General features: G+C 61.6%; 20 protein-coding genes. 11 read left to right on the top strand and 9 right to left on the bottom strand.

Annotation, left to right across the window (positions count from 1 at the left end; all coding sequences use genetic code 11):
• Positions 1 to 65 precede the first annotated feature (65 nt).
• Together L6D74_RS17480 and L6D74_RS17475 are read left to right on the top strand one after the other, a co-directional pair.
• The gene (locus tag L6D74_RS17480; protein WP_236189910.1) at positions 66 to 833 is read left to right on the top strand and encodes a CHAD domain-containing protein; all 768 of its coding nucleotides are present in this window, start codon (positions 66 to 68) and stop codon (positions 831 to 833) included.
• Positions 834 to 954: 121 nt separating this feature from the next.
• Positions 955 to 1,749, top strand: a complete 795-nt coding sequence (locus L6D74_RS17475; RefSeq protein ID WP_236189908.1) for an acyl-CoA thioesterase — start codon at positions 955 to 957, stop codon at positions 1,747 to 1,749.
• A gap of 1 nt (position 1,750) precedes the next feature.
• Here L6D74_RS17475 and L6D74_RS17470 read toward each other — a convergent pair whose 3' ends face one another.
• The 3 genes from L6D74_RS17470 to L6D74_RS17460 form a co-directional block, all read right to left on the bottom strand.
• The gene (locus L6D74_RS17470) at positions 1,751 to 2,116 is read right to left on the bottom strand and encodes an Mpo1-like protein (RefSeq protein WP_085612198.1); all 366 of its coding nucleotides are present in this window, start codon (positions 2,114 to 2,116) and stop codon (positions 1,751 to 1,753) included.
• A gap of 120 nt (positions 2,117 to 2,236) precedes the next feature.
• Positions 2,237 to 3,718 (bottom strand): methyl-accepting chemotaxis protein, encoded by a 1,482-nt coding sequence (locus L6D74_RS17465; protein ID WP_064598362.1) that lies wholly within the window; start codon positions 3,716 to 3,718, stop codon positions 2,237 to 2,239.
• A 108-nt stretch (positions 3,719 to 3,826) separates the two neighbouring features.
• Positions 3,827 to 4,633 (bottom strand): TatD family hydrolase, encoded by an 807-nt coding sequence (locus L6D74_RS17460; protein ID WP_064598360.1) that lies wholly within the window; start codon positions 4,631 to 4,633, stop codon positions 3,827 to 3,829.
• A gap of 236 nt (positions 4,634 to 4,869) precedes the next feature.
• Here L6D74_RS17460 and L6D74_RS17455 point away from each other — a divergent pair, with 236 nt between their 5' ends.
• The 3 genes from L6D74_RS17455 to L6D74_RS17445 all read left to right on the top strand — a co-directional run bounded on the left by L6D74_RS17455 (position 4,870) and on the right by L6D74_RS17445 (position 7,392).
• Positions 4,870 to 6,291 (top strand): MltF family protein, encoded by a 1,422-nt coding sequence (locus L6D74_RS17455; protein ID WP_236189907.1) that lies wholly within the window; start codon positions 4,870 to 4,872, stop codon positions 6,289 to 6,291.
• A gap of 107 nt (positions 6,292 to 6,398) precedes the next feature.
• Positions 6,399 to 6,833, top strand: a complete 435-nt coding sequence (locus L6D74_RS17450) for a DoxX family protein (RefSeq protein WP_236189906.1) — start codon at positions 6,399 to 6,401, stop codon at positions 6,831 to 6,833.
• Positions 6,834 to 7,083: 250 nt separating this feature from the next.
• The gene (locus tag L6D74_RS17445; protein WP_011335317.1) at positions 7,084 to 7,392 is read left to right on the top strand and encodes a hypothetical protein; all 309 of its coding nucleotides are present in this window, start codon (positions 7,084 to 7,086) and stop codon (positions 7,390 to 7,392) included.
• Positions 7,393 to 7,395: 3 nt separating this feature from the next.
• Here the strand turns inward: L6D74_RS17445 and greB are convergent, their stop codons facing one another.
• The 3 genes from greB to L6D74_RS17430 are packed head-to-tail and all read right to left on the bottom strand — an operon-like array spanning position 7,396 to position 11,115.
• Positions 7,396 to 7,893 carry a transcription elongation factor GreB gene (greB, locus tag L6D74_RS17440; RefSeq protein ID WP_039770483.1) on the bottom strand — a complete coding sequence of 166 codons (498 nt, stop codon included), beginning with the start codon at positions 7,891 to 7,893 and terminating at the stop codon, positions 7,396 to 7,398.
• A 34-nt stretch (positions 7,894 to 7,927) separates the two neighbouring features.
• The gene (locus tag L6D74_RS17435; RefSeq protein ID WP_236189905.1) at positions 7,928 to 10,432 is read right to left on the bottom strand and encodes an ABC transporter permease; all 2,505 of its coding nucleotides are present in this window, start codon (positions 10,430 to 10,432) and stop codon (positions 7,928 to 7,930) included.
• Entirely contained in the window at positions 10,432 to 11,115 is a 684-nt protein-coding gene (locus tag L6D74_RS17430; RefSeq protein ID WP_007955651.1) for an ABC transporter ATP-binding protein, read from the bottom strand. Before L6D74_RS17430 ends, L6D74_RS17435 begins: the two co-directional genes overlap by 1 nt.
• A 10-nt stretch (positions 11,116 to 11,125) precedes the next feature.
• Between L6D74_RS17430 and L6D74_RS17425 the strand changes: the two genes are divergently transcribed.
• The 3 genes from L6D74_RS17425 (at position 11,126) to L6D74_RS17415 (ending at position 13,163) form a co-directional block, all read left to right on the top strand.
• Positions 11,126 to 11,731: an arylesterase gene (locus tag L6D74_RS17425; protein ID WP_007955652.1), complete on the top strand. Its 606-nt coding sequence runs from the start codon at positions 11,126 to 11,128 to the stop codon at positions 11,729 to 11,731.
• Positions 11,732 to 11,788: 57 nt separating this feature from the next.
• Entirely contained in the window at positions 11,789 to 12,082 is a 294-nt protein-coding gene (locus tag L6D74_RS17420) for a hypothetical protein (protein ID WP_003226812.1), read from the top strand.
• A 109-nt stretch (positions 12,083 to 12,191) separates the two neighbouring features.
• The gene (locus tag L6D74_RS17415) at positions 12,192 to 13,163 is read left to right on the top strand and encodes a L,D-transpeptidase family protein (RefSeq protein WP_011335312.1); all 972 of its coding nucleotides are present in this window, start codon (positions 12,192 to 12,194) and stop codon (positions 13,161 to 13,163) included.
• Between the two features lie 122 nt (positions 13,164 to 13,285).
• On the opposite strand, the gene oprI is transcribed toward L6D74_RS17415, so the two are convergent.
• Positions 13,286 to 13,537, bottom strand: a complete 252-nt coding sequence (gene oprI, locus L6D74_RS17410) for an outer membrane lipoprotei OprI (RefSeq protein WP_011335311.1) — start codon at positions 13,535 to 13,537, stop codon at positions 13,286 to 13,288.
• A 637-nt stretch (positions 13,538 to 14,174) separates the two neighbouring features.
• On the opposite strand from oprI, the gene L6D74_RS17405 reads away from it, so the two are divergent.
• Positions 14,175 to 14,456, top strand: a complete 282-nt coding sequence (locus L6D74_RS17405; RefSeq protein ID WP_007955658.1) for a GNAT family N-acetyltransferase — start codon at positions 14,175 to 14,177, stop codon at positions 14,454 to 14,456.
• Positions 14,457 to 14,524: 68 nt separating this feature from the next.
• Here the strand turns inward: L6D74_RS17405 and L6D74_RS17400 are convergent, their stop codons facing one another.
• Together L6D74_RS17400 and L6D74_RS17395 are read right to left on the bottom strand one after the other, a co-directional pair.
• On the bottom strand, positions 14,525 to 15,601 hold the full coding sequence (locus tag L6D74_RS17400) for a 3-deoxy-7-phosphoheptulonate synthase (protein ID WP_064598346.1): 1,077 nt from the start codon (positions 15,599 to 15,601) through the stop codon (positions 14,525 to 14,527).
• A gap of 130 nt (positions 15,602 to 15,731) precedes the next feature.
• Positions 15,732 to 16,175 carry a PilZ domain-containing protein gene (locus tag L6D74_RS17395; protein WP_011335308.1) on the bottom strand — a complete coding sequence of 148 codons (444 nt, stop codon included), beginning with the start codon at positions 16,173 to 16,175 and terminating at the stop codon, positions 15,732 to 15,734.
• Between L6D74_RS17395 and L6D74_RS17390 the strand changes: the two genes are divergently transcribed.
• Both L6D74_RS17390 and L6D74_RS17385 read left to right on the top strand, forming a co-directional pair.
• Positions 16,174 to 16,560, top strand: coding sequence for a thioredoxin family protein (locus tag L6D74_RS17390; RefSeq protein WP_085612203.1), 387 nt, complete (start codon positions 16,174 to 16,176; stop codon positions 16,558 to 16,560). The two genes, L6D74_RS17395 and L6D74_RS17390, sit on opposite strands and share 2 nt — an antisense overlap.
• Complete coding sequence (locus tag L6D74_RS17385) at positions 16,557 to 17,513, top strand: putative 2-dehydropantoate 2-reductase (protein ID WP_236189904.1); 957 nt, start codon at positions 16,557 to 16,559, stop codon at positions 17,511 to 17,513. The genes L6D74_RS17390 and L6D74_RS17385 overlap by 4 nt, the downstream gene beginning before the upstream one ends.
• The last annotated feature ends 17 nt before the right edge of the window (positions 17,514 to 17,530 follow it).

The raw sequence follows: 17,530 nt of genomic DNA, 5'->3' as shown, positions 1-17,530 counted from the left end.
GCGCAAGGGCAGGTCGCTTGCGCCGGCGCACACTCGTGCAAAGTCATTGAATTCAGGAGCAAGCGATGTCTGCGTTGGTTGATCGGCTGGTGGCTCATGTCCTGAGCCTCGAAGTGCGGCTGCTGGCCTGTCAGGCGCGTCTGACCGCGCGGACCGACCCTGAAGCGCTGCACGACCTGCGCACCACCGTACGGCGCTTGCGCAGTCTGTTGCGACCGTTGGGCGGCTTGCCCGGTGTCGAACAGCTGGAAAGCGCGGCGGCCAGCGTCGGGCAACTGACCACGCCGTGGCGCGACCGCGAGGTGCTGGCGGCCTGGCTGATCAAACATGATCAGCCGGAAGCTGCACAGCGCCGGATGGCGCAAATGGCCGAGGCGTACCCGACGCTGGCGGCCAGCGCCGAAGTGGCGTCGCTGCTGATGATCCTCGATGCCTTTCCGCGTTTCCTGCGCGCGTCCCAGCGCCAGGGATTGCTCAAGCGCCTGGACAAGCGCATTGAAAAACGTCTGGGCAAACAATGGAAGAACCTCGACGTGGCGCTGCACGACCCGGCCCACGACCGTCATCGCCTGCGCCTGCTGATCAAGCGCGTGCGTTACGGCATCGAGGCCTACCCGGAACTGGATCGTCTGCCGGAAGCCGCATTGTCCCGTTTGAAATCCGCACAAGGCGCACTCGGTGACTGGCACGATTGCTGGCAATGGCTGGCCCGCGCCGAGCTGGAGCTGGATCTGCAACCCTGCGTCGCCACCTGGCAGGCGACCATGGCCAAGGCCGAAATCAAGGCCGACCGGGTGCTGGAAAAGCTCAGCGCAGCCTGCTTCAGGTCCTGAAACCCGCTGGCGCGCAGCACCGCTGTCTTATCTGTCAGTCTCTTTGACCGGAATGGACGCTGCGCCGCTCTGCCGTGCTGGTTAAGATCCGGTCATTCCCTTTTTCGTGTCCGAGGTTTCCATGCGCTTTTGCGATCTGATCGATGCTGTCCGTCGTCAACCGGAGGTCACGATTCCGGCGGAGTGGGGCCAGGGCCGGGCCAGCTTTGGCGGCTTGGTGGCCGCGCTGCAATTTGAAGTGATGCGCACTAAAGTGTCGGCCGATCGACCGGTGCGTTCGCTGGCGATCACCTTTGTCGGCCCGGTTGAGCCCGAAGTGCCGGTGAGCTTTGAAGTCGAGGTGCTGCGCGAAGGCAAGGCAGTCAGCCAGGTGCTGGGGCGCGCCGTGCAGAACGGTCAGGTAGTGACGATGGTGCAAGGCAGCTTCGGGGCTTCGCGGCCATCGGAAGTGGCGGTTGAAGCGTATCCGGCACCCGAGATGAAACACTGGGACGACTGCCAGGAACTGCCTTACATCAAAGGCGTAACCCCCGAGTTCATGCGTCATCTGGCGATGCGCTGGAGTGTCGGCGGCATGCCGTTCACCGGCACTCAATCGCGGCTGATGGGCGGCTGGGTGCGTTTGCGTGGGGATGTGAAGGAAGAGCCGGTCAACGAGGCGCATCTGCTGGCGCTGGTCGATGCCTGGCCACCCGCGCTGTTGCCGTACCTGAAGAAACCGGCACCGGGCAGCACCCTGACCTGGACCATCGAATTCGTTCAGCCGTTACGGGATTTGAGTACGCTGGATTTCTGCCAATACCTGGCGGACATCGAGTATGCGGCCGATGGTTACGGCCATGTCGCCGCCAAGCTGTGGAGCGCGGAGGGTGAACTGATTGCCATGAGTCGGCAGACGGTGACGATCTTCGCCTGACTCAATGGCGGCGATGGCGTTCACGCCAGGCGCGAAACCAGCCGCCACTGAGGAAGAACCGCGGAAACGTCAGGAACTGCTCGACCAGCAGCCGCGAAACGGCGTCCTTGCGATCACTGAACGGCTCGGAGGCTTGCGCCTCCAGGCTGTGACCATGGCGCTGCAGACCCAGCGCCGCGATGACGCCGATCACGCCGATCGCCACGCTGGCCAGACTCAGGCTGAACACACCCGAGACGATCAACAGAAACGCGACGATGAACAGCGGCACGGCAATCAGATGCAGCACCAGATTGGTCGGGTGCTGATGGTTGTTCGGGTACGCGCGCCATTGCCACGCGGGAAGGTTGGGGTGACGTTTGCCCATGTTGCTGCTCCTCGATCCATGTTCAGTACATGGTTGAAGAATAGGCCCGGGCAGCGAGGGCGGCGAATCAAGGTTGGCTATTGAAGTGATAGGGATAATGGCCAATCTCGATGTTGTCTCCTAGAGCTTCAATTGGCCGATCGCCTTGTTCAGTTCCCCGGCCAGCGTCGCTAACTCGTTACTGGTGGTCGCCGAATCCACGGTCTGTTGCACGGTGTTTTCGGTCACATCGCGAATGCTCACCACCGCGCGGTTCATCTCTTCAGCCACCTGACTCTGCTGTTCCGCCGCCACCGCAATCTGCGTGTTGCTCTCGCGCATTTGCGCCACCGCTCCGGTAATTTCCGCGAGCGCTTCTCCCGCCTCTTGCGCCTGCTGCACGCAGTCGTCGGCCTTGTACGAACTCTCCTGCATGAAGTCCACCGCATCGCGGGTGCCCGCCTGCAATGCCGAGACCATGGTGGTGATTTCATCGGTGGAGGTCTGTACGCGCTTGGCGAGGTTGCGCACCTCGTCGGCGACCACCGCGAACCCGCGACCCATTTCCCCGGCACGCGCCGCTTCGATCGCGGCGTTAAGTGCGAGCAGATTGGTCTGTTCGGCGATGCTGTGGATCACGCTGACCACGCCGTTGATCTTCTGGCTGTCCTCGGCCAGGCGCTGGATCATCTCGGCAGTCTGCTGCACGCCGCTGGACAGACCGGCAATCGAATGCTGGACGCGGGTCACCACTTGCTGGCCGCTGCCGGCCAGGCCATCGGCGGTCTGCGACAGGTCGCGTGTGGCGCCGGCATGCTGGGCGATGTGGTAGACGGTGGCGGTCATTTCGTTGATCGCCGTGGCGGCCTGATCGGTTTCGCTCTGCTGGCCGAGCATGCCGTGACGCACCTCGTTCATGCTTGATGCCAGCCGCGCGGCGCCGACGTCGAGTTGCCGCGCGGTGTTGGCCACGGTGGTCACCACTCGCTGGTAACCGGCCTGCATCGCATTGAACGCATTGGCCATCTGCCCGACTTCATCCTTGCACGCCAGCGGCACCCGGGCGGCGAGGTCGCCGGTTTTCTCCACGTGCAGCATCACGTCCTTGAGAGTGTTGAGCTGGCTGAGCAGGAAACGGATCAGCAACTGTGAAGCGCCGAGCATCGCCAGCATCAGGATGAACACTGCCACCGCGTAGTTGGCGAAACGCTCGCTGAACACCTGGCTGAGGCTGGGGGCGTAGGCGATCACGGCGACCTGCTGGCCATCGGCGCGGCTGAAGACCTCGGCGCCGAGCAGCGGATTTTCGCCGAATAATGGCAAGTGACTGATCTCGATCCAGCCGCTGCTGTCGGTGATCTCCAGCAGCGGTTGATCGTTGAGGCGCGGCGCTTCACCGCGTTTGAAGGTCAGTACCTGATCGGATTTGGGCAGCGCCTGCCCGGTCGGCCAGGCCTTTAGCAATTGCGCCTGGGCCTGGGCCGAGGTTTGCGCGGCGTGGCTGCGGGCCTGTTGTTCGAGCTGCACGGCGTACAGCACCAGCAACAGGGTGGTGACAAAGGCGACCGCGTTGACCGCCCAGAATTTGTATTTCAGCGAGATATTGCTAAGCCAGGCACCCATGGAGGTCTTCTCTGATAGCGGAAACAGTTTTGGCAAGGTGCCATTATTGTGCCGCTACCCAGGTGCCCGGTTCTTGATATGCATCAACAACCGATGCATCTGCCTCTTTCAGGGCAGGGTAGGTAAACCGTAGAACGCCCGCGCGCAGGCGGTGGTGTGGGCCGCCAGGTCTGCTTCGGTTTCGCCTCGATGCAACGCGACCTCACGTAACACTTCGGTCAGGTACGCCGGCTCGTTGCGCCCGTTCTTCGGCTTTGGCCGCAGTGTGCGTGGCAGCAGATACGGCGCATCGCTTTCCAGCATCAGGCGACCGCGCTTGATCTCCTTCACAAGCGGATGCAAATGCGTGCCGCGACGCTCGTCACAGATCCAGCCGGTGATGCCGATGTGCAGGTCCAGATCGAGGTAGCTGAACAAGGCTTTCTGCTCGCCGGTGAAGCAATGCACCACGGCGGCAGGCAATCGGTCGCGGAAGTCACGGAGGATTTCCAGCAGGCGCTGGCTCGCATCACGCTCATGCAGAAACACCGGCAATTGCAGTTCGGCAGCCAGGGCCAGATGTTCTTCGAGGACTTTTTCCTGCTGTGGGCGCGGCGAGAAATCGCGGTTGAAATCCAGTCCGCATTCACCCACCGCCATTACGTTCGATTCCTGCAGCAGGCTGCGCAGACGCCGTGCGCTGTCGGCATTCCAGTCGCTGGCCGAATGCGGGTGAATGCCGGCGGTGGCGAACAGTCGCTGGCCGTCCGGATCCAGTTGCTGGCAGAGCTCCAGCGCCTGTTCGCTGCCTTCGACACTGGTGCCGGTCAGCACCAGTTGGCAGACCCCGGCCGCGTAGGCGCGGTCGAGCACGGCCTGGTGTTTGTCGGCGAAACTGGGGTTGGTCAGGTTGACGCCGATATCGATGAGTTGCATGGTGCTACCTCGGGCCGAAGGCCGGAAAGCATATCAGAGCTGTAGATTTATAAGAAAAGCCAAGAACTACAACGGCTTATGGCTGTCTGTTGAGGCCGCGTAGCAGGCCGGGTTGGCAGAATTGCCATCACTGTGCCAGTCTCTCGCACTTTATCAGCGCTCCAGGCGCTCTGTTTTCGTCGGTGTTTTACGACCGCTCAGCGGTGAAAACGCCCCGTATTCTTTCCGGAGAGTGGATGGTTCGTCCCTCGGTTTTGCTCCTGCTGTGTGGTTCGCTGCTGTTGCCGATGACGGCGGTCGCGCGGCTGCCCGGGCCGCTGCAAGCCGTGCCGGCCGCCAAGGTTCGCGACCTCACCGAAATCCGCAGCAGCCGCGTCTTGCGGGTGCTGGTCAACCAGAGTCGCAACAGCTCCGGCGAAGTCCAGGGCCAGGCGATCGGCATCGAATACCACCGGCTGCGCGCCTTCGAGCAATACCTCAATGGCCACGCCCGCGATGGCCAGGAAATCACCCTCAAGATCATCCCCAAAGCCAAGGATCAATTGCTCGGCGCGTTGCAGCGTGGCGAAGGCGATCTGGTGGCGCCGGGCGAACTGCTCGAGTTGCAACCGGGCCACGCAGTCGCCAGCAGCGAGCCGATTGCCAGCAACGTGCCGCTGGTGCTGGTCGGCATCAAGGGTGAAAAGCGCTACACCAAGGTTGAACAACTGGCCGGCAAAACCCTGGCGCTGCCCACCGGCAGTGCGGCGGGGGAGGCGGTCAGCCAGCTCAACCAGAAACTGGCGCTGCACAAACTGGCGCCGATCAAGATCGAATGGGTCGATCCGACGCTGGCGGTCGAGGATGTGCTGGAAATGGTTCAGGGCGGGATTTTCCACCTGACCATCGTCGAACAACCGATTGCCGAGCGTTGGGGCAAGATCCTGCCCAAGCTGCGTTTCGACCGTCAGGTGATGATCAGCGAACCGGGCGAGGAATACTGGTTCGTGCGCCGTGATGCCTCGATGTTGCGGGCCAGCATCGACCGCTTCCTGACCGGCTACAAAAAACCGTCTAACGAAGATGCGGCATTCCTGCGGATCTACCGCCGTCTCTATCAAGTGCACTATCCGTTGGCCAAGGCCGATCGCCAGCGCCTGGAAAAACTGCGTCCGACCCTGCAGAAGCACGCCGAAGCGCAAAACATGGACTGGCTCAACCTGGCGGCGCTGGCCTTCAAGGAGTCGGCGCTACAGCCCAATGCGCGCAGCGGCAGCGGGCCGACCGGGCTGATGCAGATCACCCCGTCGGCGGCACAGCGGGTTGGCGTCAACAACATCCAGAATCTCGATGCGAATGTGCAGGCCGGTGCCAAGTACCTGGCGATGATCCGCCGCAAGTTCTTCAACAGCCCCAAGCTCAACGAACGCGAGCGCATGGCGTTCACCCTGGCGGCCTACAACATTGGTCCGGAGCGAGTGCAAGGCATGCGTGCCGAAGCGCGGCGTCGCGGCCTGAATCCAAACCAGTGGTTCTTTCAGGTCGAGCGCATCGCCATGGAGCAGGTGGGAATGGGCGCCGTCAGCTATGTTAATAGCGTGAACAAGTATTACTTGGCGTTCGACCGGGAGCGGGAGTCGTTGGAGCCCGGGGGGCAGAAAGTTGCCTCACGCAAATGATCAAATAAGTTGATTGTTATGGCGGAATATTTGCGCTTTTAACATGAAAATAACTGATTAATATAGCGGCCAACCAACAAGCACTTCTGACAACAAGGAAACGCAACATGAGCTCTCTGATCAACAAGGTTCTGTTCACCCGCGCCGGCTACGGTCTGACCATTCTGCGCATTGCCGTCGGCGTGATCTTCGCAGCCCACGGCTCGCAGAAACTCTTCGGTCTGTTCGGTGGCTACGGTCTGGCAGGCACCGCGCAATACATGGAAAGCATCGGCCTGACCCCGGGTTACCTGATGGCCACCCTGGCCGGCGGTACCGAGTTCTTCGCCGGTCTGGCGCTGATCATCGGCCTGCTGGTTCGCCCGGCGGCGCTGGGTCTGACCTTCCTGTCGCTGGTGGCGATCTTCACCGTACACATCAGCAACGGTCTGTTCATGGCCAACAACGGTTACGAGTTCGCCCTGGCACTGCTTGGCGGCAGTCTGGCAGTACTGATCGAAGGCGCCGGCAAGATCTCGGTGGATCGCGCCATCGCCGGTTGACCGCTCTGGCTCAAGCAAAAGGCCCGCATTCTGCGGGCCTTTTTTGTTGCGGCTGATTCTTGACACTGGCCGGTCACGTTCTCTAGGATGCCGCCCATGCGCCGATTTAAACAGCTACTTGCGGGGCGCCAGGTGACTATTCTTCAGTTGCCGTCAGAAGCCGGAACAGGGCTTCGAAATACCGCTAAAGCGCTGGTTCGGTGTTGCCTCTCACCTGCCATGCAGACTTTTGAGGCAGAGACACGATACGATGAATGCACTACGCCCTCCAGCACGTCCCGCGCCGATCACGGCACATATCACCCAGCGCAATCCGAAAATCCTGCTTGGCGGCAAACATCAGCCGACGCTGTTGCGTTATCTCGATGGCTGGCCACGTCGCAGCGGCGGTCCTGCCGCATTCCTGATCCAGTTCGTTGAAGACGGTGAGTCGCTGGCGCGTTTTGCCGATGACAGTTTCGATCTGGCCGTCATTCAGGCCCCGAGCCGTGAAGAGGCGCCGGAAATGATTCGCCAACTGACCCGCGTCGCACGCCAGGGGCTGATCACCCGGCGCTGAGCGTCAGGGATATTCGATCGCCACGATGTAGACGAACTGTTCGCCGGTCGGCGTCTGTACCCGAACTTCGGCATCCAGCGCCTTGCCGATCAAGGCGCGGGCCAGCGGTGAGTCGATGCTGATCAGGCCGAGTTTCAGGTCCAGCTCGTCCGGGCCGACGATGCGATAGCGCGACTGTTTGCCGTCTTCGTCTTCGATGGTCACCCACGCGCCGAAGTAGACCTTGTTCGGATCACTGGGTTTTTCGCTGACCACTTTCAACGCCTCAAGGCGTTTGGTGAGAAAGCGCACGCGGCTGTCGATCTCGCGCAGCATTTTCTTGCCGTAGGTGTACTCGGCATTTTCCGAACGATCACCCTGAGCCGCCGCTTCGCTGACCGACTGCGTCACCTGCGGTCGGCGCACATGCCACAGCTCATGGAATTCGGCGCGCATCCGCGCTTCACCCTCGGGGGTGATCAGCGCGGTGCCGGCGGTGCGGGGAGGGCGATAACGGCTCATGGCAACTTCTTTTGATTAAGACGGCTGGAGTCTATCAACCCTCGCGCAACACTGTCAGCGGGCTGGCGTTGAGCGCACGCCGCGTGCCGAACACCCCGGCGCCACCGATCAGCGCCGCGCCGATCAACGGCAACAGCAGCAACCACGGATGGGGATGCCATGGCAGGTCGAAGGCGAAACGATACAGCACCAGACTCACCACTTCCGAACCGATGGCCGCGAGCAATCCACTGACCGCGCCGAGCAAGCCGAACTCGATTCGTCGCGCCTTGATCAGCAACTGGCGCTCGGCACCCAGCGCACGCAGCAGTGCGCCCTGGCGAATGCGTTCGTCCAGCGTTGCCTGCAACCCGGAAAACAGCACCGCCATCCCCGCCGCCAACACAAACAACAACACATACTCCACCGCCAGGGTGACCTGGGCGAGGATGCTGCGCAGTTGTTCGAGCAAGGCTTCGACCTGCAGGATGGTCACTGCCGGGAATGCTCGCGACAGCTCGACAATCTGCTGATCGTGACCGGGCGCCAGATAGAAGCTGGTCAGGTAAGTCGCCGGCAGATCCTTCAGGGTGCCGGGCTGGAAGATCATGAAGAAGTTCGGCTGGAAGTTGTCCCAGTTGATCTCCCGCAGGCTGGTGACCTTCGCTTCACGATTGACCCCGCCGACGCTGAATACCATGTGATCGCCCAGTTTGAGCTTGAGGCTTTCGGCCACCTTGCCTTCCACCGAGACGCCCGGAACATCGTCCGAAGGTTGGCCGGTCCACCACGAACCGGCGGTGATTTTGTTGCCCGCCGGCAGATCGGCCGCCCAGGTCAGGCTCAGGTCGCGCTGGATCGCGCGGTCGCCGGCCGAATCCTTGTTGACAATCTGCTGCACCGCTTCGCCATTGATGCTGATCAAGCGTCCCGGCACCACCGGGTACAACGGCGCGGCCTGGGCCGAGACATTGATCAGGTGATCGGTGAAGGCTTGTTTGTCGGCCGGCAGGATGTTCAGGGCGAAGTAGTTGGGTGCATTTTTCGGCAACTGGTTTTGCCAGGTGTCGAGCAATTCGCCGCGCAGCAAGGCGATCAGCGCCATGGACAGCAGGATCAGCCCGAAGGCCAGTGACTGGCCGGCTGCCGCCAAAGGATGGCGCAACAACTGACCCAGCCCGAGACGCCACGGCAGGGACGCGCGTGCGAGCAGGCGACGCAGACTCTGCAGCAGCAAAAGCAGCAAGCCGCCGAGTACCAGCGCGGCGACCACGCCACCGCCGAGCAGGGCGAACGTCAGCAGCAGATCCAGGCTCAGGCGCCACATGATCAGCCCGAGTGCCCCGAGTGCTGCGCCGTAGACCATCCAGGTACTCGACGGAATCGGCAGCATGTCCCGGCGCAATACCCGCAGCGGCGGCACGCGGCCCAGCGCGGCGAGCGGTGGCAGGGCGAAACCGGCCAGCGCCACCAGTCCGGTGCCGATGCCGGCCAGTGCCGGCAACAAGCCACCCGGCGGTACGTCGGTCGGTAGCAGATCATGCAGCAGCGCAAACAATCCCAATTGCGCGAGCCAGCCGAGCAGGGCGCCGCCGAGGCTGGCGAGCAGGCCGAGCACCGTCAGTTGCAGACTGAACAGCACCAAGGTTTCCCGGCGCGACAGACCCAGGCAACGCAGCAGGGCGCTGGCATCGAAGCGGCGGCTGGCGAAGCGGTTGGCCGATAACGCCACCGCCACCCCGGCCAGTAGAACAGCGACCAGACTGGCCATGTTCAGATAGCGTTCGGCCTTGCCCAGTGCACCGCCGATCTGCCGGTTGCCATCGCGGGCATCCTGAATCCGCTGGTTGGCGGCGAGGCCCGGTTTGATCAGTTGGCGATAGGTTTCCAGCGCCTGCGGCTCTCCGCGCCACAGTTCGCGGTAACTCACCCGGCTGCCGGGTTGCACCACGCCGGTCGCAGCGAGGTCGTCGAGGTTGATCAGCACTCGTGGGGTCAGGCTGTAGAAGTTACCGGCGCGATCCGGTTCGTAGGTCAGCACTCGCGTCAGTTTCAGCGTCTTCATGCCGACGTCGATGCTGTCGCCGATCTTCAGGTCCAGCGCTGTCAGCAGGCGCGCTTCGACCCAGGCTTCACCGGGCTGCGGCTCGCCACCGGCTTCTTCTGTCGCGTAAGGGGCGGGAGCGCTTTTCAGTTCGCCGCGCAGCGGATAGGCGCGGTCGACGGCTTTGATACTGGAGAGCTGAATACCGTTGTCCGTGGCGATGACGCTGGAAAACTCCACCACCTGTGCATGATCCAGGCGCAACTCGGTGCCGCTCCTGATTTGTTCCGGGCGGGCGGGCGAGCTGCCTTCGAGCGACAGGTCGGCCCCGAGAAACTCGGTGGCGCGCAGCATCATCGCGCCGTTGAGGCGGGCGCCGAAATAGCCGATCGCGGTACTCGCCGCCACCGCCACCACCAAGGCGAAAAACAGCACCCGCAGTTCACCGGCGCGGGCATCGCGCATCAGTTGGCGCAGGGCAAGACTGAACAGACGCAACAGCGGCAGACGTGCCATCAAGGCTCCAGAGGGGCGACCAACAGGCCGGCTTCAAGACGGATCAGACGCCGGCAACGATGGGCCAGGCGTTCGTCGTGGGTCACCAGCACCAGGGTGGTGCCGCGTTCCTTGTTCAATTCGAACAGCAAGTCGCTGATGCGCTCGCCGGTGTGGCTGTCGAGATTACCGGTGGGTTCGTCAGCAAACAGCACGTCCGGCTCGGCGGCGAAGGCCCGGGCAATTGCCACGCGCTGCTGCTCACCACCGGAGAGCTGGCGCGGCGAGTGAGTCAGGCGCTGGCCGAGGCCGACCCGTTGCAGCAGTTCGGTGGCGCGGCTTCGAGCGTCTTTGCGGCCGTCGAGCTCCAGCGGCAGCATGACGTTTTCCAGCGCGTTGAGGCTGTCGAGCAACTGGAACGATTGAAAGACGAAACCCACGTGCTCGGCGCGAATGCGCGCGCGCTGGTCTTCATCGAGATTGCTCAGGCCTTGCCCGGCGAGCGTCACTTCGCCGCTGCTTGGCAGATCAAGGCCGGCGAGCAGGCCGAGCAGGGTGGATTTGCCGGAACCGGACGCGCCGACGATGGCCAGGCTGTCGCCCTTGTTCAGTTCCAGGCTGAGTTCGTGCAGGATGGTCAGTTCACCTTCCGCGCTGGGAACCACTTTGCTAAGGTTCTTCGCGGTGAGAATGCTTGCGCCCATGGAGAATCCGATGCGTGTGTGGTTTTTGAGTGCTGGCCTGGCCTTGATGTGCATGGCCCAGAACGCAGCGGCGGGTACAGTCCTGATCGTTGGCGATAGTATCAGCGCCGGTTTCGGACTGGATACCCGGCTTGGGTGGGTGTCGTTGCTCGAACAGCGGCTCAAGACCGAAGGTTTTGACGACAAAGTGGTCAATGCGTCCATCAGTGGCGACACCAGTGCCGGAGGCCAGGCACGGCTGCCGGCGCTGCTTGCAGAGCACAAACCGGAACTGGTGATCCTCGAGTTGGGCGGCAACGATGGCTTGCGCGGAATGCCGCCGACGCAATTGCAACAAAATCTTGCGTCGATGATCGACAGCTCCCGTCAAAGCGGTGCCAAGGTGCTGTTGCTCGGCATGCAATTGCCACCCAACTACGGCAAGCGCTATACCGATGCCTTTGCCGAGGTCTACGGCAAACTCGCTGAGGAGAAGAAAATCCCGCTGGTGCCGTTTTTCCTCGACGGCGTGGGCGGGCATCCGGACCTGATGCAGGCCGACGGTCTGCACCCGGCGGCCGGGGCTCAGGGCAAGTTGCTGGAAAATGTCTGGCCGACGCTAAAACCGCTACTATGAGGCTTTTCTAGCGGCAGGCTTTCGGCTAATGTGGCGCCCCCTTATTTGGAGCCCCCGATGCCGCGTCCTGCCTGGTCCCTGTTCGCCTACCAACTGATCGAGCCTGACGAACAGCTGGATCTGTTCGCCTGCCAGGAAGTGCGGGTGCATCTGGTGACCCGTCAACTGGAGCTCGGTGGTTCGGCGGACCGCACCCTGTGCGGCAGTCTGCTGCCGGCGCAACCGCGCTGGTCGAGCGTGGATCGCCGGGTGTTCCAGGATCAGCGCCTGTGCTCGCTGTGCCGGGCAATCCTCGAATCGCAGAAGCGCGGCACCTCGCCGATCTGGCCTGAGCTGCGTTTCGAGCTCTGAGTCCTTTTTCGTCGATATCGCGGTCTATCGGCGCATCTCCCCGAATTCCCTGGGCGCGGTGTACAATCGCGCTCTTATACCCTTGTCGATCTTGCGAAGGATTCTCCGGATGTTGCCGCGTTTTCCTGCTGTCACCCGCTGCCTGTCTCTTGCCGCCCTGTGTGTGGCCGGTCCCGTTGCCGCACTGGAGTTTCCTCTGCCACCTCCTGGTGAGGACATCATCGGCCAGGTGCAGGTGATCAAGGCCAAGTACGAAGACACTTTTGCCGATCTGGGCACCACCTACGATCTGGGCTATTCGGAGATGGTCGCGGCCAACCCGGGCGTCGATGCGTGGCTGCCGGGCGCCGGCACCGAAGTGGTCCTGCCGACGCGTTTCATCCTGCCGCCGGGGCCGCGTGAAGGCATCGTGATCAACCTCGCCGAATACCGTCTCTACTACTACCCGAAAGGTCGGAACGTGGTGTACACCTTCCCGCTGGGTATCGGTCGTGAAGGCTGGGGCTCGCCGATCGCGCACACCACAATCACCGCCAAGACACCGAATCCAACCTGGACGCCACCTGCCTCGATCAAGGCCGAGCACGCCGCCGACGGTGATCCGCTGCCGAACGTGGTGCCGGCCGGTCCGGACAACCCGCTGGGTCCGTTCAAGTTCACCCTGGGTACGCCGGGTTACCTGATCCACGGTTCGAACAAGAAGTTCGGCATCGGCATGCGCACCAGTCACGGCTGCTTCCGCATGTTCAACAACAACGTGCTGGAAATGGCCAGCATGGTGCCGGTCGGTACCTCGGTACGTATCCTCAATGATGCGTACAAGTTCGGTCGCAGTGGCGGCAAGATCTACCTGGAGGCGCACACGCCGATCGATGACAAGGGCAACCCGTCGGTGGTCGACAAACACACCGCCGTGATCAACGCGATGCTCAAGCGCGAAGACATCACCAACAACCTGCGCATGAACTGGGATGTGGTGCGTGACGTGGTGGCGGCCGAAGATGGCCTGCCAACCGAAATCGGCACGCCGAACACTTCGGCGCCGATGGTCTCCAGCGCACCGATCGACCTGCAGCAATAAGCTGCAAGACAGAACCCGCCGAGGCTATTGCAGCGGCGGGTTTTTTGTTGCCCCAAGAAACGGCGGGCACAAAAAAGCCGACCCAAAAAATGGGTCGGCTTGATAACAATCCCGAAGGACTATTACTTGCGGCTAGCTTTTTCCAGCATGCGCAGAGCACGCTCGTTAGCTTCGTCAGCAGTCTGTTGTGCTTTTTGAGCAGCAGCCAGAGCTTCATCAGCTTTACGGTAAGCTTCGTCTGCACGAGCCTGGGCGCGAGCAGCTGCGTCTTCAGTAGCGGTCAGACGTGCTTCGGTTTCTTTCGATGCGCTGCTGCAACCGGTAGCCAGAACTGCGGCCAGAGCCAGAGCAGAGAATTTCAGAACGTTGTTCATCGTGTTCCCCTTCAAGGACTTTCAATTAAGTGGCTGTCTCCTCCGATTGAGGAAATAGCCGGCGTACATACTACCCATTACTTGTAGTAAGTAAACTGACGTAAGGCAAGAAGCAAAAAAAATTGTAGGCGTTGATTCTTTTTCGAGCAACTTTTAACTGCGCTGTATAAAAAATATCCAGCTGTAAGCCGCGAGATGAGCGAGTTAATGAGAAAAAGTTCCCGGTGCCGTGCGCTGTTTTGCAGGTAGTGGCCAAAGTCTGTCTATATGGATTCGTCCACACTTTTGTTGCGAATTTGCGCAGCGCCTCGCATATCTTTGTCCATGTTGAGGTGACTTTAAAACAGGCGGCTCGTCTTAAGTCTCAACATCCGGCGATGTTCAGCCTTTCGGCTCGGGAAGATCGTCTCCCGAACCGGCCCTGAGTCCACCGGAACTGCCCCGTCAATCCGCACGATGACGAGCGTACCTTGAGCATTTTCGCCAATGGTGCCTACTATTTGATACGTGCTCGGGTTGCGCGAGATCGGTGCAGTTCTTCTCGATGCCCATCAGGCACGGGGTGGCGTAGATGTTCCTTCGCCGGGAAAACATCGGTAAGGTAGGGGTCAGAATTCGAGACCCGCGAGGAGTAGTGATGAGCGAGGCGTTGTCCATCCACCATGACCAGGCTGGTCATCAGTTCGAGACCAATGTGGACGGTCATCGTGCCTACCTGACCTACATGGATCTGGGGAAACAGACCCTGGATATCTACCGCACCTTCGTGCCCAACGCTTTGCGTGGCCGAGGCATTGCGGCAGCCCTGACCGAGCGGGCGCTGCAATACGCCGATGAAATGGGCTACACGGTCATTCCTTCGTGCTCCTACGTGGAGCGCTACATGGAGCGTCATCAGCGGCGCACCGCCAAGATCTGACTGACCTCACCGCATACACAAAAACGCCGGGCAATGCCCGGCGTTTTTTTATGCCTGCGAAACGGCTGTCAGCTGCGCTGACGTTTCGGCAGCACATCCTTGAGCTTGGCGTGCATGCTGCGCAAGGTGTTTTCGGTAGCGGACCAGTCGATGCAGGCGTCGGTGATCGACACGCCATATTGCAGGTCGGCGAGGTCTTTCGGGATCGCCTGGCAGCCCCAGTTCAGATGGCTCTCGACCATCAGGCCGATGATCGACTGATTGCCTTCGAGGATCTGGTTGGCGACGTTCTCCATCACCAGCGGTTGCAGGGCCGGATCCTTGTTGGAGTTGGCGTGGCTGCAGTCGACCATGATATTCGGTTTGATCTTCGCCTTGTTCAGCGCCTGCTCGCACAGGGCGACGCTGACCGAATCGTAGTTCGGCTTGCCGTTGCCGCCGCGCAGCACCACGTGGCCGTAGGCGTTGCCCTTGGTGGTGACGATCGACACGCCACCCTCCTGGTTGATGCCCAGGAAACGGTGCGGGCTGGAGACCGACTGCAAGGCGTTGATCGCCACGGTCAGGCCGCCGTCGGTGCCGTTCTTGAAACCGACCGCCGAGGACAGGCCGGAAGCCATCTCGCGGTGGGTCTGGGATTCGGTGGTCCGTGCGCCGATGGCCGACCAGCTGATCAGGTCCTGCAGATACTGCGGGGAGATCGGGTCGAGGGCTTCGGTCGCGGTCGGCAGGCCTTTCTCGGCCAGGTCCAGCAGCAGCTGGCGACCGATGTGCAGACCGTCCTGGATCTTGAACGAGTCATCCAGGTACGGGTCGTTGATCAGGCCTTTCCAGCCGACGGTGGTCCGTGGCTTTTCGAAATACACGCGCATGACCAGATACAGGGTGTCCGAGACTTCTGCCGCCAGCACCTTCAGGCGATCGGCATATTCATGGGCAGCCTTGATGTCGTGGATCGAGCAGGGGCCGATCACCACGAACAGACGATGGTCGATGCCATCGAGAATGTTGCGGATGACTTCGCGACCCTTGGTGACAGTGCGCAAGGCAGCGTCGCTCAGAGGGATATCACGCTTGAGCTGATCGGGAGTGATCAGGGTCTCGTTGGAAGCGACGTTCAGGTCGTTGATCGGTAAATCAGCCATCGTTTACTCGTCAGGTCACGGGTGCCGGCCGCCAGCGATCCCCGCGCGGCGGAGCACAGCAGATTTAAGCGCGTCGGGGAGCCGAACCTTATCGCGTTAGGCGCCTGCTAGACAATGGGCAAGTCACTGTTCAGTCCAGCACGGGCTGCGCGAAAGCCTTGCGAACGGTGTCGTGGGAGAACTCGTCGGCGTGTTGTTCGACCCATTGCAGGGCCAGGGCCTGAATATCCTGGAGGTCGTCGTGGGCGTCGTTGAGTCGGCAATAGCGTTCGATCTGACACACCTGCTCACCCATTCGCGCGCTGAACAGGGTCTGTTCGTCGGTGAAGGCGATGCCCACCAGATAGCCTTTTTTGCGTCGCAGGCACCAGGCCACGTAGCCCGGATAACAGATGTCGGCGTTGAGGGTCGGCATGCGCACCTGCAATGCGGTGCCATGGCGCCAGGCACGATGGTAATTGCAAGCGATGCCGCCGAGGCTGATAGTGTGCAGCCGTTGACGCGAAATACACTCCGGTGTGAGCAAGGTCAATTCAACGGGCACATCATCCGGATGAGGAATAAACCGTCCCATGAGCACAGACTCCCTGTGTCGGCCATTTGACATTGTTTCCCCCAGTATAGTGGTCGAATCGCAGCTGACCGATTTCGACGCCGACCAACGGCTGCTGGCGATGAGCGGCGTTTCGCTGGTGATTTTCACCAGCGTCGGCTGCGCCAGTTGCCGCTATGCCCGCGAAGTGTTGCCGGGGCTCGATCTGGTTGTCGATCGCGTGTGCTGGATCGATGCCGGTGACAATGGCGGACTGGTCGAGCGTTATCAGGTCTTTCATTTGCCGGCGCTGTTTGTGGTGCGCGACGGCGAGTTCTTTGGGGCGGTACACACGCGCCTGAATGCCGATGAGCTGAACGCAGCCGTGGCGCAGGCGCTGGGTCGAATTGCAGAGGAGTTGCCGTGATGGGAGCAGTGAACAAACCGGTGGTGGGGATCATTGGCACCGGCGCCATCGGCGGGTTCTATGGGGTGATGCTGGCCCGGGCCGGGTTCGATGTGCACTTTCTGTTGCGCAGTGAATTTTCCGCAGTCGCCGAGCGCGGCTTGCAGGTAGACAGTGCCGTGCATGGTGCGTTGACGCTGAACCCGGTGCAGGCCTATTCGTCGGCTGAAGACATGCCGCCCTGCGACTGGCTGCTGGTCGGCGCCAAGACCACCAGCAATGCCGGGTTGGCGCCTTCGATCATTCAGGCGGCGAAATCCGACGCGAAAGTGCTGGTATTGCAAAACGGCCTCGACGTCGAAGACAGCTTGCGGGCGTTGCTGCCCGATTCACTGCACTTGCTGGGCGGCTTGTGCCTGATCTGCGTCCACCGCGAAGGGCCGGGCCAAGTCACCCACCAGGCGCTGGGGGCGGTGAACGTTGGCTATCACAGCGGCCCGGCAGCGGATGACGCGGCGCGCATGGCAATTGTCGAGGAGGGCGCCGGTCTGTTTAGGGCCGCCGGTCTCGATTCCCAGGAGATGCCGAATCTGCATCAGGCGCGCTGGCAGAAACTGGTGTGGAATATTCCCTATAACGGGCTTTCGGTATTGCTCGGCGCCGGCACCACGCCGTTGATGGCCGACACAGACAGCCGCGCGTTGATTCAGGCACTGATGGCTGAAGTGGTGCAGGGCGCCAAGGCCTGCGGCCACGACATGCCGCCCGGTTACGCTGAATACCTGTTCATGATGACCGAGAAAATGCCCGACTATTGGCCGAGCATGTATCACGACTTCCTGCACAAACGACCGCTGGAGCTCGAGGCGATCTACGCTCGTCCTTTGGCGGCGGCAAAAGCGGCAGGCTGCGAGTTGCCGCGTATCGAATCGTTGTATCGCACATTGAGCTTTATCGACCGGCGCAACGTTTAAACCGGTCGCATTGGGGG

The organism is Pseudomonas pharyngis, from assembly GCF_021602345.1.
Lineage (GTDB): Bacteria > Pseudomonadota > Gammaproteobacteria > Pseudomonadales > Pseudomonadaceae > Aquipseudomonas > Aquipseudomonas pharyngis.
The sequence above is the reverse complement of the archived record's forward strand: the minus strand, read 5'-3'. Positions and strand labels throughout refer to the sequence as shown.

Coding starts and splice junctions, on each gene's coding strand:
- L6D74_RS17460 (WP_064598360.1), bottom strand. CDS start 4,633: ATGCAACTCATCGATATCGGCGTCAACCTGACCAACCCCAGTTTCGCC.
- L6D74_RS17465 (WP_064598362.1), bottom strand. CDS start 3,718: ATGGGTGCCTGGCTTAGCAATATCTCGCTGAAATACAAATTCTGGGCG.
- L6D74_RS17445 (WP_011335317.1), top strand. CDS start 7,084: ATGAATGCACTACGCCCTCCAGCACGTCCCGCGCCGATCACGGCACAT.
- L6D74_RS17395 (WP_011335308.1), bottom strand. CDS start 16,175: ATGGGACGGTTTATTCCTCATCCGGATGATGTGCCCGTTGAATTGACC.
- L6D74_RS17450 (WP_236189906.1), top strand. CDS start 6,399: ATGAGCTCTCTGATCAACAAGGTTCTGTTCACCCGCGCCGGCTACGGT.
- L6D74_RS17480 (WP_236189910.1), top strand. CDS start 66: ATGTCTGCGTTGGTTGATCGGCTGGTGGCTCATGTCCTGAGCCTCGAA.
- greB (WP_039770483.1), bottom strand. CDS start 7,893: ATGAGCCGTTATCGCCCTCCCCGCACCGCCGGCACCGCGCTGATCACC.
- L6D74_RS17475 (WP_236189908.1), top strand. CDS start 955: ATGCGCTTTTGCGATCTGATCGATGCTGTCCGTCGTCAACCGGAGGTC.
- L6D74_RS17390 (WP_085612203.1), top strand. CDS start 16,174: ATGAGCACAGACTCCCTGTGTCGGCCATTTGACATTGTTTCCCCCAGT.
- L6D74_RS17420 (WP_003226812.1), top strand. CDS start 11,789: ATGCCGCGTCCTGCCTGGTCCCTGTTCGCCTACCAACTGATCGAGCCT.
- L6D74_RS17400 (WP_064598346.1), bottom strand. CDS start 15,601: ATGGCTGATTTACCGATCAACGACCTGAACGTCGCTTCCAACGAGACC.
- L6D74_RS17435 (WP_236189905.1), bottom strand. CDS start 10,432: ATGGCACGTCTGCCGCTGTTGCGTCTGTTCAGTCTTGCCCTGCGCCAA.
- L6D74_RS17405 (WP_007955658.1), top strand. CDS start 14,175: ATGAGCGAGGCGTTGTCCATCCACCATGACCAGGCTGGTCATCAGTTC.
- L6D74_RS17430 (WP_007955651.1), bottom strand. CDS start 11,115: ATGGGCGCAAGCATTCTCACCGCGAAGAACCTTAGCAAAGTGGTTCCC.
- L6D74_RS17470 (WP_085612198.1), bottom strand. CDS start 2,116: ATGGGCAAACGTCACCCCAACCTTCCCGCGTGGCAATGGCGCGCGTAC.
- oprI (WP_011335311.1), bottom strand. CDS start 13,537: ATGAACAACGTTCTGAAATTCTCTGCTCTGGCTCTGGCCGCAGTTCTG.
- L6D74_RS17455 (WP_236189907.1), top strand. CDS start 4,870: ATGGTTCGTCCCTCGGTTTTGCTCCTGCTGTGTGGTTCGCTGCTGTTG.
- L6D74_RS17425 (WP_007955652.1), top strand. CDS start 11,126: ATGCGTGTGTGGTTTTTGAGTGCTGGCCTGGCCTTGATGTGCATGGCC.
- L6D74_RS17415 (WP_011335312.1), top strand. CDS start 12,192: ATGTTGCCGCGTTTTCCTGCTGTCACCCGCTGCCTGTCTCTTGCCGCC.